Consider the following 18,178-nt stretch of genomic DNA (forward strand, 5'->3'; position numbering starts at 1 on the left):
TTAATAATCTTAGCGATCAATAAATTAGTGTTTTGAAACAAAACAGATTCATCGAAATGGACATAAACGTATCTCTCTTAAAAGAAATTTGTGAAATCGCCGGCGCACCGGGCTTTGAAAAGCGTGTGAGGGATTTGGTAATAGAATTAGTAACTCCGCTTTCAGACGAAGTAAAGGTGGATAACCTAGGAAATGTGATCGCTATCAAGAAAGGGAAAAGAAATCCTGATCAAAAAAAAGTGATGGTGGCTGCGCACATGGATGAGATTGGGTTTATCGTGACGCATATTGATGATAATGGGTTTTTGAGATTCCATACATTAGGTGGTTTTGATCCAAAAACATTGACTGCACAACGGGTGATCGTACATGGTAAGGAAGATCTGGTAGGAGTAATGGGAAGTAAGCCTATCCATGTGATGTCCCAGGAAGAGAAAACCAAGCTTCCTAAAACTACAGACTTTTTCATTGATCTTGGGATGCCGAAATCTCAAGTAGAAAAAGTGATTTCCATTGGAGATCCTGTTACCAGAGACCGGGAGTTAATTGAAATGGGGGATTGTGTGAACTGTAAATCCATTGATAATAGAGTAGCGGTATTCATCTTGATTGAGACCTTGAAAAAATTGGAGAATCCTGCCTATGATGTATATGCGACTTTTACGGTGCAGGAAGAAGTGGGTATCCGAGGTGCCAATGTGGCCGCACATGGAATCAATCCTGATTTCGGAATCGCATTAGACACGACTATCGCCTTTGATGTGCCGGGAGCTCAAGCTCATGAGAAAGTGACGGAACTAGGAAAAGGAACGGCGATAAAGATCATGGATGCTTCCACAATCTGTGACTACAGAATGGTGGAGTTTATGAAGCAAACTGCAAATAAACAATCCATTACCTGGCAGCCAGAGATCTTAACTGCAGGAGGAACTGATACTGCAGGCGTTCAGCGAATGGGGAAACATGGGGCGATTGCGGGAGCGATCTCTATACCTACCAGACACCTTCACCAGGTGATCGAAATGGCCCATAAGCAAGACATAGCGGATTCTATTTCTTTGTTAACTGCATGTTTGGAGCAAGTAGATCAATACGATTGGAAACATTGATAGACTAAAATTTCTTGGTTGGCCATTTCGAGAAATCAGAATGGCTATTTTTTTTTGGCAACCTACTTCAAATGCACTGAATTCGATTCTGAGGCCTCTCTTTTGCATTTATAGTAAGTATGAATTCAGAAACAATCGTTCAGAGAGAGGTCAGCTCGAAGGAAAAAGTAAAGGTGGAGCCTTTTCTTTCCTTTGGAAATGAGGATACCATCTTTGTTAATGGAAGAGTTATTACCTCTTATACGCAAAAAAGACCTTCTTCAAGAAACTCTTGGCTGAAAAACATCATTGCCTCCATTAGAAGATATTCTGTCAAGACTATTCCCAATGCATTGGTGGAGATTCATTTACATGATCAAAAATTACAAGTCAGAACAGATGAAGAAGGGGTTTTTGAGAAACAAATTGAGGTAAAAAATCCCTATTCTGTAGACAGATTGGAACATGTGAATTTTACGGTTCTGGAACCTGAACAAAAAATTAATTCCACTTGGGTTACTAGGGAAGTTAAGAGGTTTAGTGAACGGCAGGGAGTGATTTCAGACATTGATGATACAGTTTTGATTTCCCATTCCACAGATATTGGGAAGAAGTTTTGGCTTTCTATTTCTAAAAATGCCTATACAAGAAGACCCTTGCCTGGGGTGTCAGAGTTCTACAAAGAACTTACTCGTCACAAAGAGAATCCCATATTTTACGTATCCAGCAGTGATTGGTCGATTTATGATCTGATCCGGGATTTTATGCGATATAGACATATTCCAATGGGTCCCACCTTACTGAAAGACAAACATCTAAATCTTAGGAATATTTGGAAATCTGGTCATGGAAATCACAATCATAAAAAGGATAAGATTGAGTTTCTGTTTCGTTTTTTTCCAGATATGAATTTCTTTTTGGTGGGGGACAGTGGCCAACATGATCCGGAAATCTATACTGAAATAATGAAGAAATTTCCAGATCGGGTCACTGCTGTTTTTATACGACTAGTGGATGAGTTGGACGCTAAAAGAAAGCAAACGCTAGAATCCCAGGTGTCATTAGAGAATTTTTTCTTTTTCAAAACTTCAAAAGAGGCCTTGGAATTAGCGAAAGAAAATCAATTTATTTAATAGAATATGTAATGAGAAAAGTTTGTCTATTTGTTTTTAACCCCATATCTGGGGAGAATGGTTTGAGGGAGGAGGATTTGATGGAAATGGTGCAAGTTAAACTTCACCAATATGATACTCATATTTTTAGGACTACAGGTCAAGGAGATGCTGAAAAAATCAAACTGGAATATGACCGGATTCAGCCAGATCTAGTATTAGTTGGGGGAGGAGATGGTACGGTAAAATTAGCTGCCATGGCATTACGGGAAATGAATACCACTCTGTGTATTGTTCCATTAGGCTCTGCCAATGGACTTGCCAAGTGTATGGGCATCAACACGATAGAAGATACTTGGGAGGCGGTAAGGAATTTTCAAGTTCACAACATCGATGCTATTCATATCAACGATGAGCTTTGCTTGCACTTAGCTGATTTTGGTTTTAATGCCAACTTGGTTAAAAAGTTTGAATCAACCGATGGTCGAGGAATGCTGGCCTATATTACCAGCTCGGTATCTGAGATTTTTTCTACTGAGCCAAAAGTATTTCGATTGAAGATCAATGGCGAGACTAAGGAAGTTTCTGCAAAAATGCTTGTAATAGCCAATGGAGACAAATATGGGACAGGAGCTTTGATTAATTGCAAAGGTAGGTTAGATGATGGTAAGTTTGAAATTATAGCCCTAAACCCAGAGTCTGCCAAAGATTACATTCGTATGACCATGGCCATGTTTAAAGGTGACTTAGAGGAGCAGGATTCTTCAAGAGTTTTTCGCTGCGAATCCTGTGTGATTGAAAATCCTGAGGAAGTGGAGTTTCAAATTGATGGAGAATTAATGGGAACACCGTATTCTGTAGAGGCAGTGATAGACAAGGAAGCATTTCAATTCATCACTTCCAAGAAATATTCTGTCTGCCAAAAAAAGCTTTCCTAAACCTATTATAACTTCTTGATAATAGATTTTAGTAGATTTCCATATCTTCCACTTTCATTTATCAAAAGCCTTATGATCAAGAAAATTTTATATTTTTCGCTGTTGAGTTCAGTACTTTTTTCATGTGCCCAAAATAAAGCAGGAGAAAGAGAGGGAATGCAGAATGAAGCCAAACCTGAATGGATTCAAATGTTTAATGGTAAAGATCTACAAGGATGGATTCCAAAAATTCAACATCATGAAACCGGCGAAAACTACGCCAATACTTTTAGAGTGGTAGATGGGTCGATTGAGGTGAACTATGATGATTATAAGGAAGGTTTTGATGATCGTTATGGCCATCTATTCTACGAAAAACCTTTTTCATCCTTTCATATGACCTGGGAATACCGATTTACAGACCAGTGGTTAGAGGATGCAGCAAGCTACACCTATAGAAACAGTGGCGTGATGTTCCACTCCCAAGCACCAGTTACTATCTTAAAAGAGCAGGATTGGCCCATTTCTGTGGAATGGCAGATGCTAGCAGAGGAAAAGGAAGGAGTGGCAAGACCAACCGGCAATATGTGTTCTCCAGGGACAGATGTGTATTTCGAAGGAAAGAAAGATCCTAGGCATTGCATCAATTCCACCTCTCCTACTTTTAAATGGGATGAATGGGTCAGAGCAGACTTAATAGTCTTTGCGGATTCATTGGTGATCCATTTGGTAAATGGAGATACTGTTTTGCAATACACGAAACCTCAAATAGGAGGAGGGACTGCGAATAGATTTGACCCAAAGATGAAAGTGGATGGGCAACTTCTTAAAGAAGGATTTATAGGACTTCAAAGTGAAGGACAAGGTGTGTTATTCAGAGATTTGAGAATTAAAGAGCTTTAAAGCTGTTCTTGGACAAGGATTGGATTTTTCTGGTTAAATTAAATGGAAATCAAATTTTTAACGTTTAATCAGAAGATTCATGGAGTCAAAATATGGATTTTTAAAAATGAGTTTGGCAGAGTTTGTTCCTTGGATTCAAGAGCAGCGGATTGCAAGGACTATTTTAACAGTACAGCAACATCATACCTGGAGTCCTAGCTATGTTCATTTCAATGGGTCGAATCATTTCGAACGGCAATCAGCGATGAAAAACTACCATGTCAGAAACAATGGGTGGCAGGACATAGGACAGCATTTCACAAGTTTTCCGGATGGATCCATTGTGACAGGAAGGTCGCTGGAATTGACTCCGGCATGCATCTATGGAGCCAACCGGGACTCTATTTGTATGGAGCATTTTGGGAATTTTGATAAGGGAGGCGATGAGATGACACCCGAACAAAGGGAAACGGTAGTGGGAATGACCGCAGCGCTCTGTGACAAGTTTCGATTGCCTTTGAACAGTTTCAGTATTATCTACCACCATTGGTTTGATTTGAATTCCGGAAAAAGGAATAATGGGACTGGTAACAATAAGTCATGTCCAGGGACTAATTTTTTTGGTGGAAATAAGGTTGATGATTTTAATAGGGATTTTTTGCCTTTGGTTTCGCAAAAGCTCCAAGGTAGACCTGCGCCTACCCCTCCTGCAGCAATTCAGAAATATGTAGTGGTAACAGCAAACTTATTGAATGTTCGAGAAGGTCCTTCAGGTTCAGCGCCCAAAGCCTCCGACAGAGGTGCCGCTCAATTAGGGTCAATTCTTCGGGTTTATGATGAGTCCAATGGATGGTTGAAAATCTCAAATAGTCAATCCCATTGGGTGTATGGTCAATATACGATTGAAGTAAAAAGAGCAACTGTAAATGCCAATGTATTACGGGTGAGAAGTGGACCAGGGACCAATTTTTCCGTTGTAGATAACTTAATGGAATCAGAGGAAGTGTTTCTCTCTGAAGAGGAAAATGGTTGGTGTAAAATCAGTTTAGAGGAAAAATGGCTTAGTAAAAACTATTTGAATTTTTCCTAAAAGGGGAGAAGTTAAAGGTTAGTAATTGATTTTCTGATTTTTTACTAAAAGTTCAAAACCCGAAGTCTTCACTTCGGGTTTTGATTTATTACTCTATATAATTAAACCACTTTTGGTTTAGCCTAATTTGGCTAAGCTGTCTTCCAAAGCCTTTATTTTTGCTTCGGCATCAGCTTGCTTTTTACGTTCCATTTCGATCACCTTCGCTGGAGCTCCAGATACAAATCGCTCATTGCTTAATTTTTTCATTACAGAATTCAAGAATCCTTTCGTGTAGTCAAGCTCTTTCTGGATGTTTGCTTTTTCCTCCTCTACATTGATAGAGTCTCCCATTGGTACGAAGCACTCATCTGATTTTACAACAAAGCTAATGGCGTTTTCAACTTTCTCTCCAAAGTTTAATGAAGCCAAGTTGGCTAGCTTATTCAATACAGATTCAAATCGTTGATAAACACCTTGGCTTTTGGTATTGATGGTCAATTCCAAGGCTTCTTTTGGAGACATTCCTTTAGAGGCACGTAGATTTCTCACTTGTGAAACGACCTCAAAAATTTGATTCGCCTCTTGAATGATTTCCAGATCAAACGGTTTTTCTTCAGGCCATGAAGCAAGAATCAATGATTCTTCCACTGTTCTATCCTTGATTTGATGCCAAAGTTCTTCGGAAATAAATGGCATAAATGGATGAAGAATCTTCAGGATATCTTCGAACAAGGAAATGGTCTTGTCATAGGTTTCTTGGTCAATTGGATGCTGGTATTCCGGTTTGATCATTTCAAGATACCAAGAGCAAAAATCTCCCCATACCAATTTATAGGTAGTCATTAAAGCATCCGAAATTCTGAATTTCTCAAAATGCTCATTGATCTCTATCAAGGCTTGGTTAAAGCGGTTTTCAAACCATTGAATACTTGAACGGTTGGCTGCACCATCTAGGTTAGGGTCGATTTCCCAACCTTTCACCAATCGGAAGGCATTCCAAATTTTGTTGGCAAAGTTCCTTCCTTGCTCTACCAATTTGTCATCGTATGGAAGGTCATTGCCGGCAGGAGAAGAAAATAGCATGCCTGTTCTAACCCCGTCAGCACCATTTTGGGCTATCAATTCCAGAGGGTCTGGAGAATTCCCCAATGACTTGGACATTTTTCGCCCCAATTTATCTCGTACAATTCCTGTAAGATATACGTTTTTAAATGGCTTTTCTCCCATGTACTCATATCCTGCGATGATCATTCTTGCTACCCAGAAAAACAGAATTTCTGGAGCAGTAACCAAGTCATTCGTAGGATAGTAGTATTTCAGGTCTTCGTTTGGTTTTCCCGTTTTAAATACCTCTGTGTCAAAAACAGAGATCGGCCATAGCCAAGAGCTAAACCAGGTGTCTAACACATCTTCTTCCTGATTAAGGTCTTCAAGGCTGTACTTCTCCCCATATTGTTCGTTTGCAATCTGCAAGGCTTCCTCTGCAGTTTTGGCTACTACATATTCCCCATTAGGAAGGAAAAATGCAGGGATTCTATGTCCCCACCAAAGCTGGCGGGAAATACACCAGTCACGAACATTCTCCATCCAAGAACGATACATGTTTTTGAATTTTGGAGGGTATAGCTTGATGACATCATCCATCACTGAGCTCAATGCCGGCTTGGTGATTTCATCCATTTTCAGGAACCACTGCATGGAAAGCTTTGGCTCAATAACAGCATCTGTTCTTTCGGAATGACCTACATTGGATTTATAATCTTCGATCTTATCCAGCTGATCTACTTCCTTCAGGAGTTTACCAATCATCTTTCTGGCGATGAATCGGTCTTCACCCACCAAAATCTGAGCTTTCTCATTCAGCGTACCATCGTCATTCAGAATGTCAATAACTTCCAGTTTGTGCTTGATTCCTAACTCATAGTCATTGATATCATGCGCTGGAGTCACCTTCAGACATCCCGTACCAAACTCCATGTCTACATATTCATCTTCAATAATTGGAATGGCACGATTGATCAAAGGAACAATGGCTTTCTTCCCTTTCAAATGAGTAAATCTTGGGTCATTTGGATTCACACAGATGGCCACATCAGCCATGATGGTTTCAGGACGTGTGGTTGCAATCGTCAAAAACTCGTTTTCAGTACCTTCGATTTGGTACTTGATATAATATAGTTTGGATTGGATTTCTTTGGTGATTACTTCGTCATCGGACAAAGCAGTTTTACCTTGTGGATCCCAGTTAACCATACGGATTCCACGATAGATTTCCCCTTTTTTATGGAGGTCTATGAATACCGTCAATACTGCATCGCTCAGACCCTCATCCATGGTAAAGGCAGTTCGATCCCAATCGCAGGAAGCACCTAGCTTTTTCAATTGCTCTAGGATGATCCCTCCGTATTTTTCTTTCCATTCCCAAGCATGCTTCAAGAATTCCTCACGGGTAATTGATTTTTTATCAATCCCCTGTTCTTTGAGCATGTTTACTACTTTGGTTTCTGTTGCAATGGATGCATGGTCAGTTCCTGGAACCCAGCAGGCATTTTTTCCTTGCATTCTGGCTCTTCGAATCAATACATCCTGAATAGTATTATTCAACATATGTCCCATGTGCAAGACCCCTGTGACGTTAGGTGGAGGGATTACGATGGTGTAAGGCTCTTTATTCGGATCTACTTTCGAAGAAAAAAGCTTGTGCTCCATCCAGTAAGCATACCACTTGGCTTCTGCTGAGGCTGGATCGTATTTGCTGGCAATAGACATAGAAGGATAATTAATTGAGGGGCAAAAATAGGGAAAAAGCCAATTTTTGCGGCATGATTGGAGGATCAATTGCAAAGCGAAGAAAAAATAGTCTCTAAAGCTATGGTGAATTTTAATTCTAAAAATCAATTGGGAATAGGTCTTATTCCAATTAGGTTAATAGTGGATTGCTACTATTTCAAAAACTCGATCTTCTTTTGCAAGTTTTAATACCGCCTGATCGCCGACTTTTTTACCAGTTAAAATTTTTGCGATAGGGGAAATAAATGAAATTTTGTTTTTGGAAATATCTGCTTCATCTACCCCTACAAGTTGATAAGTCATCTTTATGGGGCTTTTGTTTACTTTGAGTGTTACTGTGGCTCCAAACCGTATTTCATCTTGTGGTTGCTCACGTAGGATTACCGGTTTAGCGGTAGCAATTCGTTCTTCGAGCAAATGGATTTTAGCATTGATAAAATTGGAAAGGATACGTTTTTCCTGTTCAGTGGTAGCTTGAATTTTGGTTTTTTCTTCCAATAAAGCTTCCTTTTCGGAAAGTAATTCAACCAATCCATTTTCGGTCACGTAATTGGTAACACCATTTGGAAGCTCTACTCTTGGTGGAACCAAGGGGGTTTCTTCCTGATCTTCTTCTTTTACAAATCCTCTACTCATGGTGTATTCTCAATTTCTTTCCTAAAGAAGGTATTGTGCTAGGATAAAGTTTCATTTTCTAGGTATTCCGAAGAAATCTTTTTCCTATTACGATGCTATTCAGACACCTTTTTATCCAAGACATTCAAAAGTTTGAACAGTGTTTTTTGAAAGGAAAGTATCTCATCTTCAGAAATAATCTTATCATGAAATGATTCCACAATTTTTTTGGGTATCTCCACCGCTTTTTCCTTCAATTCCATTCCTGCTTGGGTTAAGGTAATCATGACCGTACGCTCGTCCGTTTTGGAGCGTATTCGTTGGATGAGGTTTTTCTGTTCCAATCGTTTCAAAAGAGGGGTTAAGGTATTGGATTCCAAAAACAGGCGTTTTCCAATGGACTTGACGCTTTGTTCCTGAAATTGCCATAAAGTAAGCAAAACTAGGTATTGGGGATAGGTAATACCCAACTCCTCTAGGAATGGGGTATATATTTTGGTGGTCAAACGAGACGCTGCATATAAGGGAAAGCAGAGCTGATTTTCTAAATACAGCTCTGGTGCCGGATTAGCCATGGTTTAATACTTTTTCAATGTCTTTTTCCATCTTTTTGGGTACAGAAATAGGGGCATATCGCTTGATAGGAACCCCATTTTGATCAATTAGAAATTTGGTGAAATTCCATTTAATTTTACTTCCCAAAAGTCCTCCGGATAGCTTTGATTTAAGAAATTTGTAAAGGGGATGGGCGTTATTACCATTCACTTCGATCTTTTCAAACATCGGAAAACTCACGCCATAATTTACCTGGCAAAATTCCTGTATCTGCTCTGAATTTCCTTTTTCTTGATTTCCGAACTGGTTACAGGGAAATCCTAAAACGACCAAGCCTTGATCTTTGTATTTTTGATAGAGCTCCTCCAGGCCTTCATATTGGGGAGTCAGACCGCATTGGCTGGCGGTATTGACTATCACGAGTGGTTTACCTTGATATTCTTTAAGACTGATCTTTTTCCCGGCAAGCGTATTCGCCTCAAAATCATATACAGTTTTCAATTTCATGCTATTTTTTATTTCTGTTAATTAAATATTTCAATGCTCCGGTTGACCATAATGCCCATAAAATCAAAACAGGCTGAAAAAACAGGCGGATCAATCGTTTTTGATCAGTGTCTAAACCAAATGCGCTGATTTCATTGGTGTACTGGGAAATGTTCCCTGGGAATATCAATACGTAAAAGATTGCCAAGGCGATTCCAACTTTAATTTGATGTTTCCAAAGAAATATCATAGCCAAACCAAGGGCTATTTCTACCACTCCTGAAGAGATTACTACAAAATCCATGAATTCAGGATTGTCAGGTAACCATCTTGGGACCTGTGCTTGAAATTCATCGCGTTGGAAGGTAAGGTGGCCAATTCCCGCTAGGGTCATAAATCCGCCAAGAATGACGCGCATTATTTTCTGAAACAAGTTCGTTTTCATCAGTCGCTAAGGATTAAATCGTGTGCGATTTAAATGTAGTGTAAATTACATTCTAAATCAAATCATTCAAGAAGGGTATAGATGTTTTTGGAATTCCTTCATGATCTGGGATTTAAGCTTGAATAACCTCTTTTTGAAGGTTTGGTTTACTTTTTCGTAAAATCTGGCTTGAATTAAAATTCTTTTCAACTCATCTAAAACAAAGAATATCAGTTGGATGTTGGGACGAGGTAGTACTGTAAAATCAAGCCAAAAATTTAATTCCTTTTCATTTCCTATATAAACCCTAAATTTGCCCCTTGAAAGATTTTTAATCATGAGCGACATTACGAGTAACACCTTGAGTACCTGGGTGGAAGTCCCCAAAAATTCCGATTTTACCATTTATAACCTGCCTTTTGGGGTGTTTAAAAACAAAAGGTTGAGCCCTAGAACTGGAATAGCCATAGGTGACAAGATTGTGGACCTAAGCGTTTTGGATCAAGAAGGTTTTTTTTCGGACCTATTTCTTCCAGAGGGGATTTTCATAAATGAGGCTTTGAATGATTTGATTTCTCTAGGTAAGGTTCAAACCAAAAAGATCAGAGAGCGAGTCCAGGATTTACTTTTAGCGGACAATGAAAAGCTAAGAGATCATTCGGTAAGAGGTAAGGTGATGGTCAACCGAAAGGAAGCAGAAATGCTATTACCTGTCAAAATCGGTGATTATACAGATTTCTACAGTAGTATGGAGCATGCAACCAATGTAGGTAAAATGTTCCGTGATCCTGAAAATGCATTATTGCCGAATTGGAAACATTTGCCGGTAGGCTATCATGGCAGAGCATCTAGTATCATACCTTCCGGGGTTCCTGTTCACCGTCCCAAAGGACAATTTAAAACTCCTGATATGGATGTGCCAGGATTTGCTCCCTCCAAGAAAATGGATTTTGAGTTAGAGCTTGCTTTTATCACAGGGAAGTCCACTAGATTAGGAGATTCTGTAAGCACTGCAGATGCAGAAGATTACATTTTTGGATTTACCTTATTCAATGATTGGTCAGCACGTGACATCCAGGCCTGGGAATACGTGCCATTGGGACCATTTCTTGGAAAGAGCTTTGCCTCATCCATGTCACCTTGGGTGGTAACCTTAGAGGCTTTAGAACATTTTAGAGTGGATAACCCGATTCAAGATCCGGAAGTGTTGCCTTATTTAAAATGTGACACTGCCCATAGTTTTGATATTAATTTGGAGGTATTTATTCAGCCTGATGGTAAAAAAGCAACCAAGGTTTGTCAATCAAATTTCAAGTCTATGTACTGGAACGTAGCACAGCAATTGGCTCACCATACCGTCAATGGTTGTAATATCAATGTCGGTGATTTGATGGCCTCTGGAACAATTTCTGGCACCAAGGAAGATTCTTTTGGGTCCTTGTTGGAACTGTCTTGGAATGGCAAAAATACTTTGAAATTGGATACTGGAGAAGAAAGAACATTTCTTGAAGATTGGGATACTGTCATCATGAAAGGGTATGCAGAAAAGGACGGGATTCGAGTAGGTTTTGGAGAGGTGAAATCCCAATTATTACCAGCGAAGTAATTTAACCTTTATATAATTCAATTAAGGCTTCTGATAATGATATCAGGAGCCTTTTTGTTTGATATTATTATTTTTTTTGATCAATTATTATTAATTTATAAATACTTGAAATTCAGCTACTTGCTGAATGTTTGATTTCTTCATGAAATCGGTTCCCGCAAAGGGATTGTAGTCAAAATGCGCTCATTTTTAGGCTAGAGCGTAAAAAAAACACTTTTATTACATTTTTATAACCCTTAAAAACCATGGCAAAACTTAGAAACTTTTCCATCACTACCCCCTTGCTTTTTGCGTTTCCGTTGAAAAGCACCTGGGCCAACAACCCAATTAATTTAGGAGCTCCCATCAACTCAGGAGGATGGGAAAATGCTGGATCCTTAAAATTTTCAAGAGGATACATTATGGCAAAAAATGATGCCAATTTCCTGTATTTAGCGATTGACGCTTTGGAAGATACCGGAAATGATCCTGGTACTAACGATTACTTCTGGCTTTCTTTTGATTACAATCGAGACCGGGCCATAACCAGTAATGTGGACATCAATTACGCCTTGTATCAAAACCAACCCAATAAACTAGCAATCCAAAAGTACTTGGGGCCTGGTTCATGGACCGGGATTTCTGTTCCCCCTAAGTCTGAAGTGGTGCAGGAGTTTGCTCCAAGTCCCAATTCAGAGGTGAGCCATAGAATATGGAAATTCAAAATTGAGTTGAAAGAAATCAATGTTTCTCTTTCTTGGCCATTGAGTACTCCCTACACGTATTTTGGCTTTAGGGTACGATCCAGCAATCCAGGTTTTATCACTGATTTTCCAGGAGGATTTTTCAAGGATTTCACCAAACTCAGGCAACTGATCTTATCCAGAAAACCAACGATCCCCTCTGCAGATTTGGGGCCTTTAGTTGGAAGTGTTGGACTTATTCCTACTACTAAAATTGATGCCCTTGGTAGGGCTACTACTGATCCAGGGTATTATGTACATGTAGAAAATGCAGCGTTTGGAGGAACTCTGAATTTGATAGGAAATAGAACCAAACTGCAACAATTATACGCTGCGGGAAATCGGAAATATAAAGTTGAAATAGACCCACCAGGAGGATCTTACACGAAATTGATCAGTAATTGGTCCAACTACCGATGGACTGGAAGCACCTATGCATTACAATCTTTTGCTCCTTCGGCTTATGGTTATTACCAACTTCCAAATCCAGCCATAGATTACTCCATTGATGATTTATTGATTCAATTTCCGACTACGGCCTTATTGCCAGGTTTGTATAAAATCAGGGTTACATTTTATGTAGGAAGTAGTAATACCACTGTTGCTGCGCAGCAGGAGTTAAGACTTTATATCGATAACCATGTCCCTGCCACGAATATTGAAAGTATCAAACATGGTAGCAGTGAAGTTTCAGCTTGTGCTATCGAAACCATTGGTGCAGCTCCTGATGGACTAAATTTTAGGATTACAGCCAATGACCCTGAGGGTAATTTGAGAGGAGTCAGTTTCTATGCTACGTATGGGGCAGGCTTGTCCACTTCCATTTACTCTGAAGGATATTCCTTGTCTAAGGGAAACTGGACTGGATTTACGAACAAACTGGCGCCTGCCACTGGGAATTGGAGGCCTCCTCAATCTTGTGCCTACAGCTTTGTCTTAGTGGCGACGGCAAGGACTACAAATGGGTATTCTTACATCGGAAAAAATACGATTCACAGGAATTTAACCCTCTTGCTTGGCTAAAAGATGATTAGAAATCAAGACCAATCTGAGAGTATTCGGATTGGTCTTTTTATTGGCTTTGGAAAATAAAAAAGCGGAACTTCCTTTCAGTGAAGTTCCGCTATCATTGGAATTGGAAGAGTTTATTTAAACCCGATTTCCTTTAATCCATCATGGCTGATTTTAATGGCTTCCATAGGATCTAATCCAAAAGTTTGATCTTGTTCAACTAGATAGAATTCCATACCTGACTGATCTTTTTCTGCCAAAATTCTAGCAAAATCTATCGTTCCAGTATTGACAGGAGCGAAGTTTCCTTCTTGGTTCATGTCTTTCACATGCCAAGCTTTAAATCTTCCAGGGTATTTTTCAAAATAAGTCAAAGGATCTACTCCTGCTTTAGTTACCCAGAAAAGGTCCATCTGAAAATTCACAAATTCAGGGTTACACTTTTCTAAAAGCAAGTCTTCGATGATGGTTCCATCTTCCATGGCTTTGAACTCAAAATCATGATTGTGGTAAAGCAATTTGATTCCAGCTTGATTGCATTTCTCTCCCAATGTATTCATGATATTTACTAATTCATCAGGGGTGCCTTTCATTCCCATGGATCTGGTTTCTTGATTAACAGTAAACATGCCCATAGGAGGGACAGGAATTACAAAATATTCAATTCCAGCGGCTTTCACGTCAGCGATCAACTGATCAGCATTCTCCATGTTGACCATGCCCATATGCGCACTTTTTGCAGTCAATCCAAGAGATTCCAAATAAGATTTGAACTCAGATGGAGTCATTCCATAAAATTTGCCGTCAGCATAGTTTGCAGCTTCTACATAGGCATATCCTGCGTCAGCTACGGCTTGTAAGGTGGTTTTAGGATTCCTTGCCATGGAATCGCGAACGGTGTAAAGTGCTAATCCTCCAAAGCTGGAAGATTCGGCCACAACCGCTTCCATAGTTTCTGTGGATTCTTCTGTGTTGGTTTTTGAACTACAAGAGGTAAATCCTATGGTTATAAGAAAAACCAAGGATAAGGTTAAATTGAAATGTTTTTTCATAAGGGTTGTTTTAAATCACGACAAGTTAGCTAAATCAAATAATTTTTTAGGCGAAAGAATAAAAATTGAGATGCTGGAAAATTTAAGAAAAGGGAAAGTTTAGGAAACAAAACTGAATTAAAACGTTTGTATAAGTACAACCAACTTTAATTTAACTATGTCAACCATTGTAAAAATACTGGATATCCAAACTTTGACACATGATGTGAAACAATATACTGTGGAGAAGCCTGAAGGATATACGTTCATCCCTGGGCAGGCTACTGAAGTGGCAATCAACAAAGAGGAATGGAAGAATGAGTTACGACCTTTTACTTTTACCTCTTTGCCCGAAGAAGAGCATTTGGAGTTTGTAATTAAATCTTATGCGGATCATGACGGGGTCACCAATCAATTGGACCGATTGGTCAAAGGAGATGAACTCGTGTTGAATGATTCCTGGGGAGCGATCCAATACCATGGAAAAGGTGTATTTGTCGCAGGAGGGGCAGGAATTACTCCTTTTATAGCAATTATCAAAGATTTAAAAAAGAAGGGAGTCCTTGCTGGGAATAGCCTTTTCTTTGCCAATAAAACCAAAGAAGATGTGATTTTGGAGGACTATTTCAAGGATACTCTTGGGAATGATTTTATTTCAATACTTGAAAAGGAAACGGTTTCAGGCCATGAGCATGGTCGAATTGGAGCCGATTTTTTAAAAAATCATGTTAAAGATTTCTCCCAGCACTTTTATGTTTGCGGACCAGACCCAATGGTCAAAGCAATCAGTGAAACGCTTGAAAAGCTAGGTGCAAAACCGGATGCCATTACTTTTGAAAAATAAAGATTTTATTTCTCCTCTTTTTCAATAAAAGCAAATAGCAATTGCTGAACTTTAGGGTCTTTCTCTGGTGTAAGTGTGAATAATATTGCCACATCTCCATTTTCACCTTTGAGTCTAAAAATGCCTCTTAATTGATTTTGAGGTTCAATTTCAGTGACTTCCAGAATTTTGCCTGCTTGATCCAGTGCTTTGGAGATTTCACTTACACGATGCTCTCTACTTTTATCCAAAAAGAAATTTTCTGCAAAAATATCGGCTTTTAGGGCGTCTTCGCCTTGTTGAAACGTTTCGGCAACTTGAGTTTTTCTTGTCTCTAAGATGGATGAAACTGGTAATACTCGAGGATCTAATTCCAATTCATCAAATAGCATTTGCTGGATCTTTTGCAAAGGCCAAGGAGTGGTGTAGGTCAAATTGCAGAATGCCATGATGCCAATTCCGTATTCTGGGTAAAAAACATAATTGCTACCAAAGCCTGGAAGGGCTCCACCATGTGAAACCCATTTTTGACCCTCACAATTTTGATAAATACCCAAGCCGAATCCATATCCTGAGACGATTGCACAAGGTTCTTCTTTATAGTTTTTGGCATTAGAATTCAATCTAGGGAATTGAGGTGTTTGCATTTCCCGAAGCGAACTCCTTTTCAATGGTTCTCTTTCATTTTCGTTTCGGGGAGGCCAGGCAGAGAGATGAAAACTTACATACTTGCTAAAATCCTCTATGGAGGTAATTAATCCCCCCATGGATCCAAAGGCTCCATCATGAAGCATAGGTTCCAATTTCCATTTTTCATCTTCCCATCGATAGCCTATGGCTAGCTGATCGGTAGGAACCTCGTTGATTTCCCAATACGTATGAATCATGCCCAAAGGGGTTAGGATTTCCTCTTGAATGTATTGTTGATAGGGTTTTCCGGAAACTTGAGAGACTATATAACCAAGCATTGCATAACCGGTATTGCTGTATTCGTATTGGAATGAAGGAACATTGGAGAAGGAAATTCCATCACTGATCAAGTCCAACAACATTTGGTTGGATTCATCCAATTGGCGGTCTCCCCAAGGATTGTCTTCCGGAAAGCCAGCAGTCATGGTCAATAAACTCTCAATATCGATTTCAGGGGCATCTTGCGTCAGATAGGTAGTGTGTTCCATTTCAGGAATATACTTGATGACAGGATCTTTTAATGCAAGCTTTCCTTCATCCCGAAGTTTTAGAATGGCCATCGCGGTAAAGCTTTTCGTCATGGAGGCTATTCGAAAGGCAGCACTGGAACTGGCAGGTAATTGCTTTTCCAGATCCAAAACTCCTACCGCTGAGGAAAGCACTAACTCCTCGTCCACCACGATCCCATAAGCAATTCCAGGGATATGATTCTCCTTGGCATATTCTTCCATAATCACTTGAAGCTTTTCATCTAGAGTCTTGATTTTTTTAGCTCGTTGGTCATCTATAAATTCTGGCTTTTTGTACTCCAATGAAAAGAGATGCTCGATTGATGAATCAGGAACTTGAGCTTCCTTAGAAGGTGCATTGCAAGCTGAAATCAAAAGGAGTATTGAAAAGAGAGCTAAAAGATGATTTTTCATGGAATAAAGAATTGGGTACCAAAAGATAAAGTTTCGCAGCTAGAAGCCAAAGAATCCAGTTTTAATTACTTGTGGATTGTTGGGGAACTGGATGTACCATTCTTAGCTAAGACTTTTTTGACTAACGGACCTATGGTTAGGCCCTGACCTATAATGGAAAATACAACAATGATGTAGGTGATTGTAAGAAAGAGTTCCCGCTCCATTTGTGTTTCTAAAGAGAGTGCCAATGCGATGGAAATCCCACCTCTGATTCCTCCCCAGGTCATCAATAAGTTTGTTTTGGGGATAAAGTCCAATTTCTTTTCAAAGATGGCAACAGGGCCAGCCAAAGATAAAAACCGGGCAATTAAGGCAATTGGAATGGCGAGCAGCCCATAGATTAAATATTCCTCTTTGGCAGAAATAATGAGTAGTTCTAAGCCAATTAAGACGAATAAAACGGCATTTAGTAGTACGTCGATGAGCTCCCAGAATTTGTCTACATAATTATGCGTGATCTCTGACCAAGCAATTTTTGGGGATTTATTCCCTATAAAGATCCCTGCTACTACCACTGCTAAGGGTCCTGATACATGAAGCAAATGAGCCAATCCTGACAGTCCCATGACTAATGCGAGAGTTATGATTACTTCTGTTTCGTAGTGGTCTATTACTTTCATCACTTGGAAAGTGAGCCAGCCTGTGATAAGGCCTAAGGTAATTCCACCCACCACTTCTTCCAAAAAAAGCAGGCCGACTTCACTTGCAGAGACAGCGTCAATCCCTTGTTGTGCAATTTTGAAGATCACTAAAAACACGACAACGCCCACCCCATCATTGAACAGGGATTCTCCCACGATTTTAACTTCCAGTTTTTTGGGAGCATTGGCATCTTTAAGGATTCCTAAAACTGCAATGGGGTCAGTAGGAGAGATCAATGCCCCGAATAAAAGGCAATAGATATAGGATATTTCGTGTCCAAATGCTTGAAAAACAAAGTACATCATGGAGCCCACGAGAAAGGTTGACAAGACGACTCCAATGGTAGCGAAAGCGGCAATTGGAGCTTTCAAGGTTTTCAAAGCATCGAGTTTCGTATGTAAGGCGCCAGCAAATAATAGAAAGCTTAGCATGACGTCCAATAATGCAGTTTCAAAATCGATGGACTGGATCAATAATTCTGCTTCATCAATAAAAAAGTGGTTGATTTTACCTAAAGCCGTTATTCCTATGGTAAAAGCAATGGCTATAATCATCAAACCAATAGTGAAGGGTAATTTCAAAAACTTGGTATTGATAAATGCAAATACTGCCGATAAAACAATGAGAATGGTGATAATGGTAAAAATGCTCATAGAATCCTGATTTAGGTAACAGGAAATTACAAGCATTTTTTGAAAAGGTAATGAGATGTGCCTCAAAAGAACACATGCTGCTATGGTAGGTTTT

Annotated in this window: 16 protein-coding genes; 8 read left to right on the forward strand and 8 right to left on the reverse strand. The window is 39.5% G+C overall.

Features of this window, described 5'->3' with window-relative positions; translation table 11 throughout:
• Positions 1-56 precede the first annotated feature (56 nt).
• The 5 genes from JYB62_RS00235 (at position 57) to JYB62_RS00255 (ending at position 5,089) form a co-directional block, all read left to right on the forward strand.
• Entirely contained in the window at positions 57-1,109 is a 1,053-nt protein-coding gene (locus tag JYB62_RS00235; RefSeq protein ID WP_205643449.1) for a M42 family metallopeptidase, read from the forward strand.
• 119 nt (positions 1,110-1,228) lie between these two features.
• Positions 1,229-2,221 carry an App1 family protein gene (locus JYB62_RS00240; protein WP_205643450.1) on the forward strand — a complete coding sequence of 331 codons (993 nt, stop codon included), beginning with the start codon at positions 1,229-1,231 and terminating at the stop codon, positions 2,219-2,221.
• Between the two features lie 11 nt (positions 2,222-2,232).
• Positions 2,233-3,138: a diacylglycerol/lipid kinase family protein gene (locus JYB62_RS00245; protein ID WP_205643451.1), complete on the forward strand. Its 906-nt coding sequence runs from the start codon at positions 2,233-2,235 to the stop codon at positions 3,136-3,138.
• A gap of 156 nt (positions 3,139-3,294) precedes the next feature.
• Positions 3,295-4,020 carry a 3-keto-disaccharide hydrolase gene (locus JYB62_RS00250; RefSeq protein WP_394369687.1) on the forward strand — a complete coding sequence of 242 codons (726 nt, stop codon included), beginning with the start codon at positions 3,295-3,297 and terminating at the stop codon, positions 4,018-4,020.
• Positions 4,021-4,099: 79 nt separating this feature from the next.
• Positions 4,100-5,089, forward strand: a complete 990-nt coding sequence (locus JYB62_RS00255; RefSeq protein ID WP_205643453.1) for an SH3 domain-containing protein — start codon at positions 4,100-4,102, stop codon at positions 5,087-5,089.
• A 117-nt stretch (positions 5,090-5,206) separates the two neighbouring features.
• Here JYB62_RS00255 and JYB62_RS00260 read toward each other — a convergent pair whose 3' ends face one another.
• The 5 genes from JYB62_RS00260 to JYB62_RS00280 form a co-directional block, all read right to left on the reverse strand.
• Positions 5,207-7,840 (reverse strand): valine--tRNA ligase, encoded by a 2,634-nt coding sequence (locus JYB62_RS00260; RefSeq protein ID WP_205643454.1) that lies wholly within the window; start codon positions 7,838-7,840, stop codon positions 5,207-5,209.
• A 156-nt stretch (positions 7,841-7,996) separates the two neighbouring features.
• Positions 7,997-8,497 (reverse strand): GreA/GreB family elongation factor, encoded by a 501-nt coding sequence (locus JYB62_RS00265; protein ID WP_205643455.1) that lies wholly within the window; start codon positions 8,495-8,497, stop codon positions 7,997-7,999.
• A gap of 95 nt (positions 8,498-8,592) precedes the next feature.
• Entirely contained in the window at positions 8,593-9,051 is a 459-nt protein-coding gene (locus JYB62_RS00270; protein WP_205643456.1) for a MarR family winged helix-turn-helix transcriptional regulator, read from the reverse strand.
• Positions 9,044-9,538, reverse strand: coding sequence for a glutathione peroxidase (locus tag JYB62_RS00275; RefSeq protein ID WP_205643457.1), 495 nt, complete (start codon positions 9,536-9,538; stop codon positions 9,044-9,046). Before JYB62_RS00275 ends, JYB62_RS00270 begins: the two co-directional genes overlap by 8 nt.
• A 1-nt stretch (position 9,539) precedes the next feature.
• Positions 9,540-9,962 (reverse strand): DoxX family protein, encoded by a 423-nt coding sequence (locus JYB62_RS00280; protein ID WP_205643458.1) that lies wholly within the window; start codon positions 9,960-9,962, stop codon positions 9,540-9,542.
• Between the two features lie 316 nt (positions 9,963-10,278).
• On the opposite strand from JYB62_RS00280, the gene fahA reads away from it, so the two are divergent.
• The gene (gene fahA / locus JYB62_RS00285) at positions 10,279-11,547 is read left to right on the forward strand and encodes a fumarylacetoacetase (protein ID WP_205643459.1); all 1,269 of its coding nucleotides are present in this window, start codon (positions 10,279-10,281) and stop codon (positions 11,545-11,547) included.
• Positions 11,548-11,792: 245 nt separating this feature from the next.
• Positions 11,793-13,292, forward strand: coding sequence for a hypothetical protein (locus tag JYB62_RS00290; protein WP_205643460.1), 1,500 nt, complete (start codon positions 11,793-11,795; stop codon positions 13,290-13,292).
• 122 nt (positions 13,293-13,414) lie between these two features.
• Here JYB62_RS00290 and JYB62_RS00295 read toward each other — a convergent pair whose 3' ends face one another.
• Complete coding sequence (locus JYB62_RS00295; protein WP_205643461.1) at positions 13,415-14,332, reverse strand: sugar phosphate isomerase/epimerase family protein; 918 nt, start codon at positions 14,330-14,332, stop codon at positions 13,415-13,417.
• Between the two features lie 157 nt (positions 14,333-14,489).
• Here JYB62_RS00295 and JYB62_RS00300 point away from each other — a divergent pair, with 157 nt between their 5' ends.
• Positions 14,490-15,155 (forward strand): FAD-binding oxidoreductase, encoded by a 666-nt coding sequence (locus tag JYB62_RS00300; protein ID WP_205643462.1) that lies wholly within the window; start codon positions 14,490-14,492, stop codon positions 15,153-15,155.
• Positions 15,156-15,160: 5 nt separating this feature from the next.
• On the opposite strand, the gene JYB62_RS00305 is transcribed toward JYB62_RS00300, so the two are convergent.
• On the reverse strand, positions 15,161-16,747 hold the full coding sequence (locus tag JYB62_RS00305) for a serine hydrolase domain-containing protein (RefSeq protein WP_205643463.1): 1,587 nt from the start codon (positions 16,745-16,747) through the stop codon (positions 15,161-15,163).
• A 65-nt stretch (positions 16,748-16,812) separates the two neighbouring features.
• The gene (locus JYB62_RS00310) at positions 16,813-18,084 is read right to left on the reverse strand and encodes a cation:proton antiporter (RefSeq protein ID WP_205643464.1); all 1,272 of its coding nucleotides are present in this window, start codon (positions 18,082-18,084) and stop codon (positions 16,813-16,815) included.
• Positions 18,085-18,178 lie beyond the last annotated feature (94 nt).

Origin of the sequence: Algoriphagus lutimaris (assembly GCF_017051705.1) — a bacterium.
Taxonomy (GTDB): Bacteria; Bacteroidota; Bacteroidia; order Cytophagales; family Cyclobacteriaceae; genus Algoriphagus; species Algoriphagus lutimaris.